Source organism: Paenibacillus sp. LRG-1 (assembly GCF_057220305.1).
Window position 1 is genome coordinate 3465854 of the sequence record NZ_CM170126.1, and the last position, 17945, is coordinate 3483798.

13 protein-coding genes are annotated in these 17945 nt (G+C 47.2%); all 13 read right to left on the reverse strand.

Features of this window, described 5'->3' with window-relative positions; genetic code table 11:
• Window positions 1–8: 8 nt before the first annotated feature.
• The 13 genes from parE to nth all read right to left on the reverse strand — a co-directional run bounded on the left by parE (window position 9) and on the right by nth (window position 17910).
• The gene (parE, locus tag ACUUJN_RS15340; RefSeq protein WP_028540692.1) at window positions 9–1988 is read right to left on the reverse strand and encodes a DNA topoisomerase IV subunit B; all 1980 of its coding nucleotides are present in this window, start codon (window positions 1986–1988) and stop codon (window positions 9–11) included.
• A gap of 98 nt (window positions 1989–2086) precedes the next feature.
• Window positions 2087–3076 carry an ABC transporter permease gene (locus ACUUJN_RS15345; RefSeq protein WP_023989072.1) on the reverse strand — a complete coding sequence of 330 codons (990 nt, stop codon included), beginning with the start codon at window positions 3074–3076 and terminating at the stop codon, window positions 2087–2089.
• Complete coding sequence (locus ACUUJN_RS15350; protein WP_053325634.1) at window positions 3069–4145, reverse strand: ABC transporter ATP-binding protein; 1077 nt, start codon at window positions 4143–4145, stop codon at window positions 3069–3071. The genes ACUUJN_RS15345 and ACUUJN_RS15350 overlap by 8 nt, the downstream gene beginning before the upstream one ends.
• On the reverse strand, window positions 4145–5092 hold the full coding sequence (locus ACUUJN_RS15355) for a GDSL-type esterase/lipase family protein (protein ID WP_053325635.1): 948 nt from the start codon (window positions 5090–5092) through the stop codon (window positions 4145–4147). The genes ACUUJN_RS15350 and ACUUJN_RS15355 overlap by 1 nt, the downstream gene beginning before the upstream one ends.
• A gap of 175 nt (window positions 5093–5267) precedes the next feature.
• Complete coding sequence (locus tag ACUUJN_RS15360; RefSeq protein ID WP_023989075.1) at window positions 5268–5948, reverse strand: TIGR00266 family protein; 681 nt, start codon at window positions 5946–5948, stop codon at window positions 5268–5270.
• Window positions 5949–6175: 227 nt separating this feature from the next.
• A complete protein-coding gene (locus ACUUJN_RS15365) occupies window positions 6176–6916 on the reverse strand; it encodes a CAP domain-containing protein (RefSeq protein ID WP_028540689.1) in 741 nt (246 codons plus the stop codon).
• 208 nt (window positions 6917–7124) lie between these two features.
• Window positions 7125–7586, reverse strand: coding sequence for a GNAT family N-acetyltransferase (locus ACUUJN_RS15370; protein ID WP_013310623.1), 462 nt, complete (start codon window positions 7584–7586; stop codon window positions 7125–7127).
• Window positions 7579–8763, reverse strand: a complete 1185-nt coding sequence (purT, locus tag ACUUJN_RS15375) for a formate-dependent phosphoribosylglycinamide formyltransferase (RefSeq protein ID WP_071558575.1) — start codon at window positions 8761–8763, stop codon at window positions 7579–7581. Before purT ends, ACUUJN_RS15370 begins: the two co-directional genes overlap by 8 nt.
• A gap of 129 nt (window positions 8764–8892) precedes the next feature.
• A complete protein-coding gene (locus ACUUJN_RS15380; protein WP_068942685.1) occupies window positions 8893–10731 on the reverse strand; it encodes an ABC transporter ATP-binding protein in 1839 nt (612 codons plus the stop codon).
• The gene (locus tag ACUUJN_RS15385) at window positions 10728–12503 is read right to left on the reverse strand and encodes an ABC transporter ATP-binding protein (RefSeq protein WP_023989079.1); all 1776 of its coding nucleotides are present in this window, start codon (window positions 12501–12503) and stop codon (window positions 10728–10730) included. Before ACUUJN_RS15385 ends, ACUUJN_RS15380 begins: the two co-directional genes overlap by 4 nt.
• A gap of 263 nt (window positions 12504–12766) precedes the next feature.
• Window positions 12767–16429: a dynamin family protein gene (locus tag ACUUJN_RS15390; protein ID WP_484668688.1), complete on the reverse strand. Its 3663-nt coding sequence runs from the start codon at window positions 16427–16429 to the stop codon at window positions 12767–12769.
• Between the two features lie 477 nt (window positions 16430–16906).
• On the reverse strand, window positions 16907–17179 hold the full coding sequence (locus ACUUJN_RS15395) for a hypothetical protein (RefSeq protein ID WP_013310628.1): 273 nt from the start codon (window positions 17177–17179) through the stop codon (window positions 16907–16909).
• A 56-nt stretch (window positions 17180–17235) separates the two neighbouring features.
• Complete coding sequence (gene nth, locus ACUUJN_RS15400; protein WP_023989081.1) at window positions 17236–17910, reverse strand: endonuclease III; 675 nt, start codon at window positions 17908–17910, stop codon at window positions 17236–17238.
• Between the last annotated feature and the right edge of the window lie 35 nt (window positions 17911–17945).

The window sequence follows — 17945 nt, forward strand, 5'->3', positions numbered from 1 at the left end:
TGATAGCACTACTCTACGTATTCCGTAAAATCTACGTTTTCCACGATCCAGCGCTTGCGCGGATCCACCTTATCACCCATCAAAGTGGACACCCTGCGTTCAGCCTTGGCTGCATCCTCTATCTGAACGCGTAGCAAGGTGCGTGAATCGGGATTCATCGTTGTTTCCCATAACTGATCAGGGTTCATTTCCCCAAGTCCTTTATAGCGCTGAAGCTCAAAATTTCGTCCAAATTCTTTTAAATAATTATCAAGCTGCTCGTCAGTCCAAGCATAACGCACCGTTTCGAGCTTACCCGACTTTCGAGTTATTTTATACAATGGCGGTTGAGCAATAAATATGCGTCCTGCATCAATAAGCTCTTTCATGTACCGATAAAAGAACGTCAACAACAGCACTTGAATGTGCGCACCATCTGTATCTGCATCGGTCATAATGATGATTTTGGAATAATTGCTGTCTTCCAGCGAAAACTCTGTTCCTACTCCCGCACCAATAGCTGCTGTAATAGCACGGTACTCATCATTCTTCATAATATCCGCCAGTTTGGATTTTTCCGGATTCATCGGCTTGCCCTTTAGCGGCAATATGGCCTGAATTTTGGAATCCCGTCCCTGCTTGGCTGATCCTCCAGCCGAATCGCCTTCCACAATAAACAACTCATTACGTGTAAAATCCTTGGACTGCGCAGGCGACAATTTACCATTCAAATTGGAACTTTCACTGCGTTTTTTGCCGGAACGCATTTCATCCCGAGCTTTACGTGCAGCTTCACGCGCTCTGGATGCTTGAACTGCCTTCTTGATCAAAGTTTGTGCTATCTGCGGATTTTCTTCCAAAAAACGCTGCATCTGCTCAGATACGATGGCATCCACTGTACTCCGTGCCGAAGCGCTTCCCAGCTGATCCTTTGTCTGGCCGACAAATTCAACCTCAGCCATCTTGACACTGATTACAGCCATCATGCCCTCACGTAGATCGTTGCCCTCCAAGTTTTTATCCTTTTCTTTCAACATCACCGTTTTCCGGGCATAGTCGTTCATGACACGAGTGTAAGCGGTTTTGAATCCCGTTTCATGCGTACCTCCGCCACGTGTCGGAATGGAGTTAACGAACGAAGCGATCGTCTCTGTATAACCCGCATTGTACTGGATGGCAATCTCTACTTCAATGTCTTCTTTCTCGGCATTAAAGTGAATAACGTCATGCAGCACATCCTTGCCCTCATTCAGAAAAGCAACAAACTGACTTGCGCCACCCTCATAAAAATACTCATCTGACTTTCCGCTGCGTTCGTCTTTAAGTTGAATACGAAGGCCCGAATTTAGAAAAGCAATTTCCTGAAGGCGCTCAGCCAACGTATCGTAGTTAAAATGAATGCCTGCCTGAAAAACACGAATATCCGGTTTAAATGTAATTTTCGAGCCCGTCTTGTTAGTATTGCCCAGCACTTCAAGGCCTGTGGTCGGTTCCCCGACATGCTCCACGCCCTTCTTGTCCTGCCAATATTCAAACCGCTGACGGTGAATCTTGCCGTCCCGGTAAATTTCTACTTCAAGCCATTCCGAAAGAGCGTTCGTTACAGACGCACCTACACCGTGCAGACCCCCGGATTTTTTATATCCCGAACCGCCAAACTTACCTCCGGCGTGCAAAATGGTGAATACAACCTGAGGCGTAGGAATTCCCGTTTTGTGCATTCCCGTAGGAATACCGCGCCCGTTGTCTGATACTGTAACGGAACCGTCCTTATGCATTGTAATATCAATGCGAGAGCAAAACTTGGCGAGATGTTCATCCACCGCGTTGTCTACAATTTCCCATACCAAATGATGCAGCCCCGAAGAACTGGTGCTCCCGATGTACATGCCCGGCCGTTTGCGAACTGCCACAAGCCCTTCGAGCACTTGAATGTCGTCCGCGCCATATTCCGAAGCTCCGCTTTGTGTGCCGGACACTCCCGCAGACAAGTCGATTTTGTCGACCATTCATGCTCCCCCTTTGTCTAATCGTAACCGTGTTTTGCCTTATTCTTGATGATTTTCACCAAAAATGCAAACAGATGTTTTCTTTTACCTTGTCCATTTTAATTCAATATATCCCGTTTCGTAAAGACGGCGAATGAAACAATCAATGCCGCAGCCCCCCAAATGCCCAGTACAGCTAAAGAAAAGGGTAAGGTCATTCCCTCAATGGGGGCGGGGCTTCCAGATAAATAATCGGTTAATTCGAGGTTAACCATAAATAAATATTTAGCACTCTGCCAAGATGAAGCCATGTTTGTCAAAATAGTGCCCGAAATAAGTGCAGCCATCATGACCACGATACTTGCCGCCGTACTTCGTACCAGGACAGATACCATGAAGGCTAACGAAGCTACCACAAGACTGACGAACCAGATCAATCCGGCTTGCAGCATCAGATAATGCCATTGTGGAATCGCGTGTACAGCAGACAAATCCACCGTCGATCCAACAATTTGAAATCCGGTAAATACCGGAACATTAAAACCGCGAAAACCAAAAAACAAGCCTGATATCAGATAGCTAATTACAAATACAGCTAAAATGATGAGCGAGACGAACATATACAATGTCAGCAGCTTGCTCAGCAGTATTTTCCACCGCCTGACTGGGCGAGTCAGCAACATTTTTATCGTGCCTGTCGTCCGTTCTCCAGAAACCAAGTCGGAGGCAATGGCCATAATCAACAGCGGAACGAACAGATTAATGGAATTATCCATAAACTCTCTGGTAAAGGTGACACCACTCGGCTCATTAGGATTCACATCATTTTCCAAATAATATTGCATCTGCTGCACAAAGACCCGACGGTAGGTCTTCCATTCCTCGGGAACCCGGTCACTTCCCAGCGAGTTTTGATTATCGGTAATCGCCTGACGCAGTTCGAGCCGCCAATCATTGCCGAATTTTTCGCGATTGTTTTCTGCCACTTTCATCTGAGCGTACGTAAAAATCGGCACAAGCACAAGTAAAACAAGCAAAATGACATAAAATCGTTTCTTCTTGATAATTTTGAGTGTTTCATTTTGTACGAGCGGTAAAATGTTATTCAAGTATCTCACCTTCCGTCATTTTCAGGAATAGCTGCTCCAGTGTAGGGTTGATTTTGGTTACACCTTTAACGGAAATACCGGAAGCCGTCATTTGTGTCACCAGCTCCGCAATATGCTCTTCATCCATTTCTGTAAAAATTGCATCGGCTCCGCTGCCTGCCACAATGCTGTCATCAATTAATTCATCGGCGTTCGTAATTATTTGCACATGCGGAGAATTTTGCAATATGGCAAGACCCTGATCACGAGGCTCCAGTTGCCATACTGCCATGTGCGAGTGCGTATCAACCAATTCCCGCACACCACCTACAGCTAGCACCTTTCCCCGACTTATAATTGCCACCCGATCACATAGCAGCTGGATTTCGCTGAGCAAATGGCTGGAAACAAATACAGCCATGCCTTCTGCCGCTAGCAAACGGATAAAAGCTCTCATTTCCTTGATCCCCTTGGGGTCTAACCCGTTCGTCGGTTCATCCAAAATGAGCAATTTCGGTCTACCAAGCAAGGCTTGGGCTATACCAAGACGCTGGCGCATTCCGAGAGAATACGTACTTACTTTATCATGGATACGGCGATCGAGCCGAACCAGCTCAACGACTTCGCGGATACGCGGCTCGTCTACACCAGGCTGCATACGGGCAAAATGCTCTAAATTCTCCCACCCTGTCAGGTAGCTGTACACCTCTGGATTTTCCACAATAGAACCAATATGCCGCAAAGCCTGCTCAGGGTCACGATTTACATTATGTCCACAGACAGTAATCGTCCCTTCCGTAGGCTTAATTAAATCGACCAGCATACGAATAGTCGTCGTTTTTCCAGCCCCATTAGGACCGAGAAATCCGAAAATTTCACCCGCACGAACGTCGAATGTTACATCATGAATGATCATTTTGCGTTTGATACGTTTCTTAACGTGCTGAACAGAGAGAACTGTTTCGTTATTGCTTCTGTCTCTGCCTGCGCTGCCAACCTGATTGGCGGAATGGAAACTGGACACTGCATCCCTTGATGTCGGATTTTGGGTTATTCCAGCCCCGGTCTTGTCAGCAGATTGGATGCTCATTACTTGTTCCCTCCCTTTTTCACTTCAGCGGGTTGGCTACTTGTAGACTGTTGTTCATTATCTACTTTATCGGCATCCTTCGTGGTTGCAACTGCAAACCCTTGCGCGATACGTTCAGCGATTGCCTGATAGCCCTGTCCGTTTGGATGAAAATGATCGGAAGATAAATAGACGGGCAAATTTTGCTGGAACAAATCGAAAGTTGGAACCAGCGTCATATTGCTGTTTTGGTTGGTAATTGCCATGGCAGCCAGATTCCATTCTGTGACCACAAGATTACCGGGAATTTTCATTTCCTGCAGATCACTGAATGGATTATATAATCCGACATAGATAATTTTAGCATTCGGATTGATTTTCCCTACCTTTGTCAGCACTTTTTGCAGACGTTTGGCGGCATCAGGCACAGCTTTACGCAAACCACTGAGTGTAGGTGGCTCTTTGCCAGTTTGGGCAGCCTGAGCCCCCTGAAATAAATCATTTCCGCCAATCGAGACAATAATGACGTTAGCCTTTTTCAACACATAAGAAACACCAGGCTCATCCAGCTTGGTCAATAGTCCTTGAGTCGTCAGTCCATTAATCCCCAGATTATTTATGAGCTGAGCCTTATGGCCTTCCTGATTATTTAACAAGCTCACCGACCGACGCACAAAACCACTTCCGGAGTCATCCCCTGTGCCTTTGGCTAGCGAATCTCCAATGGCAGCTACCCGAAACTCTCCCGTCTGATTTGTAGCGGATGGCGCAGTTTGTGTCTGCGATGAACCGGAATGCACAGGTTGAGTGCTAACCATTGGCTCTGGAGCCGTGATACTTTGTACTGCTGTAATAAATCCGTACAATAATAGCAATGTGGCGGCAATGGAAACGGAACCGACAGACCGCCAAATCCATTTTGATGAATTCACTCGTGTTCCCTCCTGATAGCTTAGTGAAATAAACATAAGGCTTCTCATATCATTTTGCAAATAAACCGTTCGGAATAAAAGCGCAATAAATGCTTAGAGTCACACATAATTTCCCATGAACATGCAAAAAAAGGATGGCAAATGGCCACCCTTATATTATACTTTCTTGTGCGAATAGTTTATCCTCTCAACTCTAATCAGACGAACCAAACTATTTACTATCAGGGATGAAACTTTTGATCCATTGTCCAAAACTGCCTGGATTTCGACTTTGAATCAGTACCGTCCCTTCACCGCGAAAGCGGCATACAAGCGCTTCTCCACTCGTTACGCTGGACAACCAGCCTTTAGATGCCTTTTCAATTTTATAATCCATATAATCCGGCCATGCCACCAGATGAGCATTATCAATAATACGCTCCTCTCCTGGCGCGATGTAAATGGGATGAATGGCTCCATAAGAGGACAGGAATACCGTACCTCGACCACTGATTTCTACGATAAAAAAACCTTCACCGGAGAATAAACCTTTCATCAGGTTTTGCATTTTGGTGCTTACCTCAATACCTTCCGTGCAAGCCAGAAAACCGTCCTTTTGGACCAACAGTCTATACGTGCCATCCAGTTCCACCGCTTGTACATCACCTATACTGGCAGGGGCTAATAACACCTCAGCCGATCCCCGGGCTGCCCTCAGTTCTTGAAAAAAGAATTTTTCTCCGCTCAGCATTCTGCCTAAACCACGTAACAGTCCACCGTCTACCGTCCCCTTTATATCTACACTGGAAGACATGGAAACCATCGCTCCCATTTCCGCTTTAATCATTTCTCCGGGGTTCAACTGCACCTTGAGCATAGCAAAGGCACCTTCATGCACGATTTCGTAGCTCATTTGTTCACCTGGCTTTCCATAAGTAGTCTGCAATCCATTCAACTTGCTGATATCATACTATAAATACGTCCCTTATGTCTTTTCTGGTATAAAGCAATGGTTATGCCACTGGAGGAATAAGAGACACCAAAAGACCCGCTGAACGTGTCAGCGGGTCTCCAGATTAACGTCACGTCACTATCTTTTCGTAGCAGCGACATGACGTTATGAACGTATTTACGATCATCTTAGTTACGTGTGAACTCTTGTACCCAATATCCATTGTAGTAAGCCACACCAATTTGTGTATATTCTGCCTTCAAAATATTCTCACGGTGTCCCTGGCTGTTCATCCAGGCTTTCATCACTTCTTGTGGTGTTTGTTGTCCCATGGCAATATTCTCACCCGCATACGTATAAGTTACACCGAATTTTTTCATCATATCAAATGGTGAACCATAGGTCGGAGATGTATGGGAAAAGTAATTGTTCGTACTCATATCCTTCGCCTTGACTAAGGCTACTTCTGTAAGCTTCGCATTCGATGCGAGGGGCTTCAGACCTTTTTGGCTGCGCTCGTTATTTACAAGCTTTACAACCTCAGCTGCAAATTGGGACTTGCTCAGTTGTGCATCCGATCCTGCTGACTGGCCCGCGCCTGAGTTTGTGCTTTGTTTTTGGGTCTGTTGCTTGTTACTAGACTGCGAAGCCTTTTGGCTACCCTGTTTGGTTGTTGCTTGTTTACCGGATGAAGGATTTGCTGTTTTGTTTTTAGCCTTGTCCTTTTCAGAACCATCCTTAATTACGGTCTTTGTTATTGTAGTCGTCCCGTTGGACATATTGACGGTATATCCGTTATTTTGAAACCATTGTTGCAGTTGGGCAGTCAAATCGTCAGCTGGTGAAGCTGATGCCGGAACGATGAATCCTGCGGATAAAATGGCGCTTAGACTTCCCATCACCAGTGTTTTTTTCAACATATTCTTCATTTCGTCATCTCCTTGTTGTATAAATGCCTTGGTGTGAACGCGTCTGGTTACAACTTTGTAATCTTTACTCTAGCAGTATATCATGTTTTATAGAAGGATCAATGGTATAAAAGTTGGAAAAAAAATAGCCCCGCTCGGAATTGACCCATGCGGAACTAAGTTAAAAGTAGTGAGGCTTTAAGTATTAGATTGTCTTGTTATAGGCTGATTATCTAAGCTTTTTGCTGAAACGGTAGCCTTGCTTTTCAAAGCCGATTCGATTGTAGAATGCTCGGGCCTCTACTTGTTTGATGCGGTTATTCGCTCCGGTAATGAATAAATGATAGCATCCTTGCGCACGTCCCCACTCCTCACCACAAGCCACCAGGCGCTTGCCAATGCCCTCGCCGCGATACTCCCCGCTCACGACCAGCATGGTGATTTGTACGGCAGGATCAGGATAAGCCAAGCTTTGAGCCGTATGCATGCCGATTACTCCGACAACACGACCATCCATTTCTGCAACCATCATATTCGCTTGACTGTCCTCCCGCGTTGTTCCCATAACTTCTTTCATTACACCACAAGTCATCGGGTACCCGACTTCTCTTAGTAGTCCAGTTACGGCTTCGCAATCGCCAAGCTCTACGGAACGAATTGTCAGTACTGGAATCATCACATTGTTAGACATGATTTACCTCCACTTTCAGCATATTAGCAGCTTCTTTGGCCGTCTTCCGTGCTGTTTCCACATCTTCTGCAGCGCTAAGCGCTACAGCCATCCGGCGTCCCGGCTTGGTTTCAGGCTTCCCGAACACTCGCACCTGTGTCCGGGGTAGCAATAATGCATCATGCAGACCGCTTATTACAAAATCCCGCGTAGCCACTTCTGCCTTCAAAGTAGCTGAAGCTCCTGGTGTAAGCAGCGTGACGGATGGCACCGGGAATCCGAGAATGGCCCGCACATGAAGCGCAAATTCCGACAAATCCTGCGTGATCATGGTCACCATTCCTGTATCATGCGGACGAGGGGATACTTCACTGAATATGACGCCATCAGCTGTTAAAAACAGCTCTACGCCAAACAATCCGTAACCACCCAGTTCATCCGTAATCGTACGGGCAATGTTCTCCGCCTCCGAAAGCTGCTTGTCCGTCATGCCATGAGGCTGCCAGGATTCGACATAATCCCCATCTTTCTGAATGTGGCCAATCGGTGGGCAAAAAGTCGTACCCGAAACCGATCTGACGGTCAATAAGGTAATTTCGCTCTCAAACGGGACAAAAGCTTCAACAATGACACGTGTTGTTTTGGCACGCGCGCCTTCCAGCGCCGTATTCCAGCAGGATTCTGCATCTTCGAGTGCCCGGCATACAGACTGCCCTTTACCCGACGAACTCATCAAAGGCTTGACCACACATGGCGTGCCCAGCTCATGAACCGCCGACCGCAACTGGTCAAAATTATCTGCAAAACGATAGGCAGCAGTCGGAAGCTGTAATTTCTCGGCAGCCAGCCTGCGGATACCTTCCCGGTCCATCGTAAGACGGGCGGCACGGGCCGTTGGTACTACGTAAAATCCTTCTTGCTCTAATTCTTCCAAAGCACCCGTAGCAATAGCTTCGATTTCAGGTACAATTATGTCGGGCTTTTCCTCACGAATTAGTGCCTTCAACGCCTCAGCATCCTGCATATCCAGACAGTGAGAGCGATGGGCCACCTGCATTGCTGGAGCCAGTTCATAGCGATCAACAGCAATACATTCCACGCCAAGCCGCTGAGCTTCAATAATGACTTCTTTTCCCAATTCGCCGCTACCCAGCAGCAGCATCTTCTTAGCTTTGGCAGAAAAAGGAGCACCCCACATCTTGAACTCTTCCCCCTCTGACGAAATTGCTCTGATCTCTTTTCATCTTTATTTTCAGGGTTTAGCTCCAAGAATGCAATAGTGCTCGGCATTTAAATTTACAAAAAACGCGATTTTTTGATCTTTTTTTTACAAAAATCTGAACTGTGCTTCCACCAGCCCCCGATATATTCCATGTTTTTTCATCAATTGTTCATGATTACCACTTTCTTGGATTTCCCCATGATCCAGTACAACGATATGATCAGCATTCCGGATGGTGGACAAACGGTGAGCGACCATAAACGAAGTTCTGCCTTCCAGTAAAACCTGAAGAGCCTCCTGAATTTTCAACTCCGTTTCCGTATCAATACTGGCTGTTGCTTCATCCAGGATAAGAATTCTCGGATTTGCCAGCAAGGCACGAGCAAAGGATAAGAGCTGTCGCTGGCCCATGGACAACATCCCCCCCCGCTCCTCTACCTCTGTTTCATAACCAGCTGGCAAGTGAACAATGAATTCATGAGCATTGACCGCCTTCGCAGCCGCTTCAATTTCCTCATCCGTTGCATCCAATCGGCCAAATCGGATATTATCGCGTATCGTCCCCGAAAAAATAAATGTATCCTGAAGCACGATGCTTATCTGGCTTCGCAAGCTCTCCACCGTGACATCGCGCACATCATGGCCATCAATCGTAAGCCGCCCTGACGTAATGTCATAAAAACGGCTGAGCAGATTAATAATTGTACTTTTACCTGATCCGGTATGACCCACAAGCGCTATAGATTGGCCCGCCTCGACAGAAAGATTAATACCTTTAAGCGCCTGACGTCCCTTTTCATATTCAAAAATGACCTTTTCAAATTGGATATCGCCCCGAATGGACGGCAAGGCTTTTGCTCCCGGTTTGTTTGCAATATTCGGCTGTTCATCCATAAACTCAAAAATTCGTTCTGACGAAGCCATCGCAACCAGTAACTGATTATACATTTGCCCCAGTCGATTAATCGGTTCCCAAAAGTTCCCAACATAGTTAGCAAACGCAACCAGTAATCCCACCGTAAGCTGATCTGTCTGAATTAAATGCGCTCCAAACCAGAACAGCACAAGCGTACCAAATCCTCCGGTAATATCAATAAGTGGGCCAAAGACCTGATTCATGGCAGAAGCCTTATCCCACGATTTTTTGCTAGAGCTGTTCATATCGTCGAAATAAGCCATGTTTTCCTGCTCCTGCGTATACGCTTGTGTCACACGAATCCCCTGAATGGACTCATTCAAATGAGAGTTGATACGTGAGTTCTTCATACGCACTTCTTGCCAAGCACGGCGGATGCGTACGCGCAGCTTGGTCGAGATCAAAAACATGATCGGAACGGTCACAATTACCGCCAAACCGAGCTTCCAATTAATAAGCAGCAAAATGACAATAATTCCGATAAGCTGTACGCAGTCAATCAGGACATTCACTGCACCGTTCGTAAAAAGATCCTGTAGCGAGTTAATGTCATTTGTCACGCGCACTAATACAGAACCTGCTGGTCTCTTATCAAAAAAGTTAAAGGATAGCTTTTGAATATGCTTGAATAAATCTTCACGCAAATCGTAAATAACCCGTTGACCGATAATATTGGTGAATTTAATGCGGTACGTGCTGGCTGCCCATTGAATTAAATATAACAAGAGCACGGCACCCGTGATGAGCAGCAGTAACTTTACGCTGGGCAGTGCAGGCCATGCGGGAGCAATTGCCTTATCAATGGCCAGACTGATCAAATAAGGAACGGTCAGCTTGGTAATGGTGCCGAGAATCATCATGACCAGAAGGATCGGCAGAATCTGACGGGCATAAGGCTTCATGTATGCCAGCAAACGTTTGAATTCTGACCAGTTAAACGGTTTGTCAATGACATCATCATCTTGATAGACAAAGCGTTCATTCGTTGGCTTTTTTAACGGTTTGACTTTTTCTGCGGGTATATTCATGGTCTCACCTGCCCTTCGGATACACCGTCTGGAGCCTGAGCTATGTAATCGGCGTATTGAATATGATACACATCCTGATATGGACCTGGAGTAGCAATGAGCTGTTCATGTGTTCCACGCTGGACGATTCGTCCTTCCTCAAGCACCACAATCTCATTGGCATGACGAAGTGAAGAGATTCGATGAGCAATTATAAATGTTGTTCGACCACGCATAACCTCTTGAAAACCGGTCTGTATTTCATGCTCTGTCTCCATATCAACCGCACTGGTAGCATCATCCAGTACCAGAATTTTCGGATTTTTGAGTAGTGCGCGCGCGATGGCGATCCGTTGTTTCTGCCCTCCGGACAGTCCCAATCCACGTTCTCCGACGACAGTGTCATATCCCAGCGGTAGTTCAGTTATGAATTCATGTGCCTGAGCCAGTTTGGAAACGCGTATGATGTCATCCATACTGACATGACTTAATCCATATGAAATATTGTTGCGTATAGAGGACGAAAACAAAAACGTCTCCTGAAACACGGAAGAAATTTGAGCACGTAAATCGCGAATCTTCAAGTGACGTATATCCTTGCCATCCAACTTGATACTTCCTGCATTCACATTATAAGCGCGCATGAGTAATTGAATAATGGTAGACTTCCCTGACCCCGTTCCGCCTAAAATTCCAATGACTGATCCCGGAGGTGCGTCTAAATTGATGTCAACAACAGCAGGGAGCTTATTTCCGTAAGCAAAGGTAACATGTTCAAACGTAACATGTCCTTCCACCTGATCGGCATCGAGTTTAAGTGCTCCGGCTTCATCGGTTACATCTATGGACTGATTTAGCAGTTCCAAGACCCTTTCACCAGAAGCTTTGGACTGCGTATAGTTATTGATATGAAAGCCAATGCTCCAGATGGGGCCGATAATATACCAAATTAAGCTAAAGAAAGCGACGAGCTGCCCCAAGGTCATTGACTTCTGAATGACCAGATACCCCCCCATGCCCAACAGCAGGACCACACTGACAGAAGCTATCAGTTCCATTGCGGGGAAAAACCGACTCCATAAGGAAGCAGCCTGAATTTGATTACTTTTGTATTGCTCATTACGTACTGAAAATTTCTCAACTTCATATGATTCGCGGGCAAAAGATTTGACGGTTCGCACACCTGTTATATTTTCTTGGACCGCTGTCGTCAAGGCGCTAAGGGCAATCCGCATTTCCTGAAAGGTGGGATGAATCCGGGATTCAAACTTGAATGTGACGAAGAGTAGCAATGGCATGCTGATCATCGTAATGAGGGTGAGCTGCCAGTTAATATACAGCATCATCATAGAGCCGAATACGACCATCAGTAGCACATTGAGGAGTTGGGCAAAACCAAACCCGATAAAGTTACGAATTGCCTCCAAATCACCAGTCAGTCGGGACATGAGATCCCCCGTTTTGGCAGTGTCATAATATCTGAAGGACAGAAATTGCAGCTTTTCGTAACAAGCATTGCGGAGTCGGTACGCCAAGTAGTTACCTAGCCGTCCACCAAAAAAACCATGTAAAAATTGCATGAACCCTTTGATGATGACTACTCCCAGCACAGTCAGAGCCAGCGCCGGGACTTTCCCGAAGTCACCGGGGATGATAGCGTTATCAATTAGCCTTTGGAGCAGGTTCGGATACACCAGTCCCAGGGCCGTCGCTATCGCAAGGCATAAAATAGAAAGAAACAGATAGTGTCTCCTCTCGCGAAAAAAAACTTGCAGTTGCCTGAGCACTTCCATGTCAATGTCCCTCCATTAGTTGCACGACGTTGTTATATGGCTTAGTGAAGTTTACCATTCGCTTTCCAAGGGGGCAAAGAGGATAACAAGCCGTATTCAGGCAGGTTATCAATTGGTGGGTGATTAGACAAATTAAATCGCTTTCTTATTATTGAATATGGCTATTTACTCAGTATTGCTTTCTTTTTGGAGCATGCATAAAACACCGGGTTGTCCCACAACCCGGTGTCCTGAACTTAAATAAATGGTGTACTTATTTATCTTTACTCCAAAGCCGCAATCTTGCCAGCAAGCTCTTCCCAAACCTGTGGCTGCTCACCGCCCATAAGGGCATGCTCCATGCCACGAGTCGTCTCCAGCATTTGCTCTCGAAGCTGAGCTTTCTGCCACATTTGTTCCTCCTGCATCAGCGTAACGTAAAAAGAAGACATTCGTTCTCGTTGCTGATCCACAGCTTCCCCGATTCGCTGGCGTAATATCGGCTCCAGTTTGGTTTGTAGATTCGCTCGCCCAGTTCCTTCAAAAAATAGCTTTGGATTTTTAAAGCTATTCCAATAGTCCTTCCAATGAATAGACTCCTGCAGGGAAATTTCATTCAGCTCGGGAACAGCCCAGTTTCTGGATTCAGGAATCGTACAATCTAGTCCTTGCAACTGGTGGTTCATGTGTTCTACGCACTGTTGTATAGTCTTGTGTACCAAAATTTGGCCCGTTTTTTCCAGCCGGAGTGTGGTTGCCAGCAATTCCTGAGACAGCTCCAGTTCGATTAAACGCATCAGCTCACGACCACAAGATGCAAAAGCCGAACGAAGATCACCTACTCCTTCACGCAGAACAGATGGATGAAAAGCCTCTGCCATAAATTCTCCAGTCCGATAGGACAGCCTTTGACGTACATGATACAGCAATTCATCGGTTTCACCCGATAACACAGATGCACCGTTGCTGTCAGTCAGGCCTAGGAGCGTATGCTCCAATTCTCCACGGATGCGAGTTAATCGCTCTAATCGAATCTCACGTTCTTCCTCGCTATACCGGGCATCGGTTGCATGTTGCTCTATGCGGTTCCGCAGCCGACCCAGTTCCTGCATAGCAGAAGCAATGGACAAACCTGCCAGCTCTTCGGCTGCAAATGCTGAAAAATCATCTTCAAATGCATCAAAACGTGAAGCTGAACGCAGCGAAGCCTCTCCCTGTTCGGCAGCTTCCAACGCCAGCATACTGGAAAGCGGATAAATACGTGGTTTTCGGATTCCATTCGCCTGTAGTTGTTCCTGTACATGCCGGGTAACAGAATGCAGTTCTTCTTCAGAAGAAGCCAGATCTGATGCATTAACTATAAAAAACGTCTGATCCAGCGCCAAGGTCTCTTTAACTCGACCTAGTTGGTTCAGGAACTGGCGATCACCTTGCGTAAACGCATGGTTATAATAGGTGACAAATACAAGAGCGTCCGCATGCTTCATATAGTTGAAAGTCACGCCTGTGTGTCGTGCATTCACAGAATCCGCTCCTGGCGTATCCACTAGCACGATGCCCTGACGGGTCAGAGCGCAATCATAATAAAGGTCGATATGCTCCACAAAGCATGATTTGTGCTCAGACGCAACAAAATCCCGATACTGCTCTAAATCCACCTGAAGCTGTTGTCCCAGCAAGCTTTCAGCTTCTTCCCATCCGGCTGCGGCAGCCTTCAAAAAACTATAATGAGGCCTACCCGCAGGATGGATGCCTTCCGGAGATAAAGCATGAACGGCTTCTTGCCAGCCCGCTGCCGCGGGTTCCCCCAATCCTAATAACCGAAATGAGTATTTAAGATCTTCCCGCAACGCGTCCACTGGTTTCATATGGACGTCAGCCGTGGCATGGCGCTCAGCACTTGCAGGCGCCATTATGCGGTTAATCGCCGCTGTCGTCGGATGCGGCGATACGGGCAACACAGCTTCACCCAGCAAAGCGTTGGCGAAGCTGGATTTCCCAGCGCTGAACGCTCCGAACAGCGCCAACGTAAACTGCCCGCCCTCCAGCGCAGCGGCGCGGGCATGTAAATCCCGTACCGCCGCTTGTATGGCAGGGTACGGGCTTACCAGGGCAGCGGCAGCCTTCAATCGGGCCGCTGCTGCATCCAGCCGCGTGCGGCGGCCTCCGGCGGCAGGCTGTGCTGACGCCGTTCCTGCTAGCGGCTGCGCCGATGCGTTGCGCGGGCCAGCGATGTCAGAACGCGCAACGCCCGTTGGTGCCGCAGCTGGCGGGGCAGCAGCGGCGGTATCGGACGCCGGTGCAGGCGCGTCCGCACGGGGCAAGCCGCCTGGCGCGGACGCCTGCGGCAGCAAGCTGCGCAGCAGGCTGGCGTGCGAAGCCGAGGCCTGCACGCGGGTGCTGTAGCGGCTCGCCGCGTCCGTCTGCGCCAGCAGCGCAGTGCGTGCATCCGCGAGAGCCGCGCGGCGGGCTTCGGCTCGCACTGCAAGCTGGGCCAGCAGCTGGTCTACCAGCGTTAGCGCCTTACGGCGACAATCAGCGGTCACAGCAGCGCGTAGATCCTTGCAATAGTTCAACGTATACTCCGGCGACAACGCATTTTCCTTCACCGTCTGCTCTACCAGTTGCCGGTCCGTCACAGGGCGGATGTCATCCAGCTCCTGCTCCATCGCAGCGGACCACAAACCCTGACTGTCACCCCAAGACCTCAGTAGCTCCCGTACATGGGGAAGCAATTGTCCCTCCACCTGATCAGTCAGCATTCCTGTCAGCCGTTCCAAACGGCTTTCCTTTTCTCGCTCAGTCTTTCCTCCTGCAAACCATATTCCTGTTTTGAAGCCCGGCTTGCGGCTCTCTAAGTATTCGCCTGCGGCTTCACGTAGCTCCGCTGGCGTCAAATGTGCGTGTTCCAGTAAATGATCCAGCTCTTGACGCAGTCGTTTACGCTCCTGCTTCGGAAGCACCTTCCAGTGTTCATCTTCTTGCTGCAAGGTTTTCTGCTCTATATCCAGGCGCAAAATGGCTTCTTCTCCACCTGCTTCTTTTAACAGTGTGTTCAGTTCCTCTTCTTCAGCTGCCTGCACAGTCTCCACATGTTGCTCTACCAAATGATGCATAGAGGACACTAAACTGTATGCCAAAAGCTCTGTTTTTCGCTCCAGCAAATTCGGAATCAGGTACGTCAACTGTTTCCACTGGTTCCATGGATGATTCTGCTCCTTCAAGGAAGTAAAAAGGATATCCGTATAATGAACCTGCCAGGCATGAAAGCTGGTCTCCACCTCATTACGATAACGTGTAAATGAAAGCTCTCGCTCCCGGTGTTTATCGATTTGATTGATGATCAAATATAATGGCTTGCCCCAATCCGACAAACTTTTGGCAAAGGACAAATTATTTTCAGATTGGACATGGTTGTAATCCATCACATAAAAAACAATATCTGCCCAATGTAAAGCAAAATGTGTCGCCAGCGCATGTCCGTGGTCTGTGGAATCTACGCCTGGTGTATCCAGCAGCACTCCTCCGCTAGATAATATCGGAACATCCTCCCACACTTGAACCGATTCATAGGCTCCACCATTTTTACAATACTCAGCAAGCTCGGACAGGGACGCTTCCATGCTTTCCGGCTCTGGGTTTTCCGCTGATTTGGCTGGATGAATGAGCGCTCTCGGACGTCCATAACGGATGGACACTACATTAGCGCTCGTAGGCACCGGTCCAGACGGCAGTACAGTTTTACCACACAGGCTGTTAATCAAGCTCGATTTACCCGCTGAAAAATGTCCACAAAAGGCAATGGTCAGCTCCTGCGCATATGCTTTTTCCAGCAGATCACCTATCGCCTTCGCTCCCGCTTCATCCCCGGCTTTACGCAATGTACTCTGTATCTGTTCTATCGTATCCAACCACTTTCCCGCATCTCCTGTAATCGTTTGCATCATAAGCTACGGTTCCACTCCTTATCACTTGTCTGCACCAAATAGCTATATTGTAGCATTCCTAAGCCGTTGTGAGAATCATCACATCAAAAAAACTAAACAGCGCTCCCCGCCAGTACCTGGCTTTAGGGAACGCTGTTTTCGTACATGATAATAATAAGTTCATTTTATACTGTCCAAACGGATCATTAAAAATAAGTATTTAGGCAACCGAATGCAATTCATCAAAGCCCTCAAAGAGCACCGACGAAGCAAGATATGTATACAACGGGTGAGCCTGCTCATCACGTACATTCACCTTTTAGAACATGGGGAACGCGACACCATAATTCAGGGTCAAAATGTATGCACACTTCATTGGAACGAGGCTCTATCCATATCAGGATGGTCTGCAAGGTTCATATATGCGCCTTCGGGCTGGTTAAACCAGCCGAGCCGCCTACACCGGAGCATGCAACGCATGTCGTCCGCGAATTGAACTTAATTGGCTGCAGTCTCAAGCACTGGCAGCAAAATTTCAAATACTTGACCATGCTGTAAAATCGTAATCCCACGGGATTTGTCCTTCATTACGACCACTTCTGGCTTTTGTGACATACGCTCCAGATAATGTTCAGGTACATCACCGGAATGACTAACCGTGATTCCCTCAAGCTCGCGCTCTTCGTTTTCAGCAAATTCAGTTGTTACAATTTGCTCAAAAATATCAGAGAACGCTTCAAAATTGTCTGTATATACCGAAATGCACTTCATACTCTTCATCCTTTTCTACACATAAATGGTTAAACCCTCTGTTACTCTGTGGGTCTTTAAGCTCTACGTTCCTTATCTTTTCTGATAAGAGACGTTTTCATACGTTTCTTGCCTTCCCTGCACACATCAAGTAACGGACATACCTGACATTGAGGATTTTGAGCTTTACAATGGTAGCGTCCGAAAAAAATAAGCCTGTGGTGGGTCAAAGACCATTCATCCCTAGGTACCCTCTTCATCAGCTTTTTTTCCACCTCAAGCACTGAATCATCCCACCCTGCAAAACCGAGCCGTTTGGAAATACGCTCTACATGCGTATCTACCGCAATAGCTGGTACATTAAAAGCAGTAGATACTACGACGTTAGCCGTCTTACGGCCAACACCCGGTAGCTTAACCAGTTGATCGTGCTCCGAAGGTATCTCTCCCCCGTACTGGTCTATTAAAATACGACAGAGGTTATGAATATGCTTGGCCTTGTTTCGGTACAAGCCGATTCTGCGAATATCCTGCTCCAGTTCCTCAAGAGGAACAGCCAAATAATCCTCAGGTGACTTGTATTTTTGAAACAGGTCTGCCGTTACTTTATTGACCATCTGATCGGAGCATTGAGCAGACAATAACACGGCGATCGTTAATTCAAAAGCATTGTCATGGTTCAACTCACAATGGGCATCCGGAAACATCGTACCGATGGTGTCCAATATATGACGTGCGGTTGCTGCATTCACGGAAATCCTACCTCCTACCAAAAAAAACGTCTTGA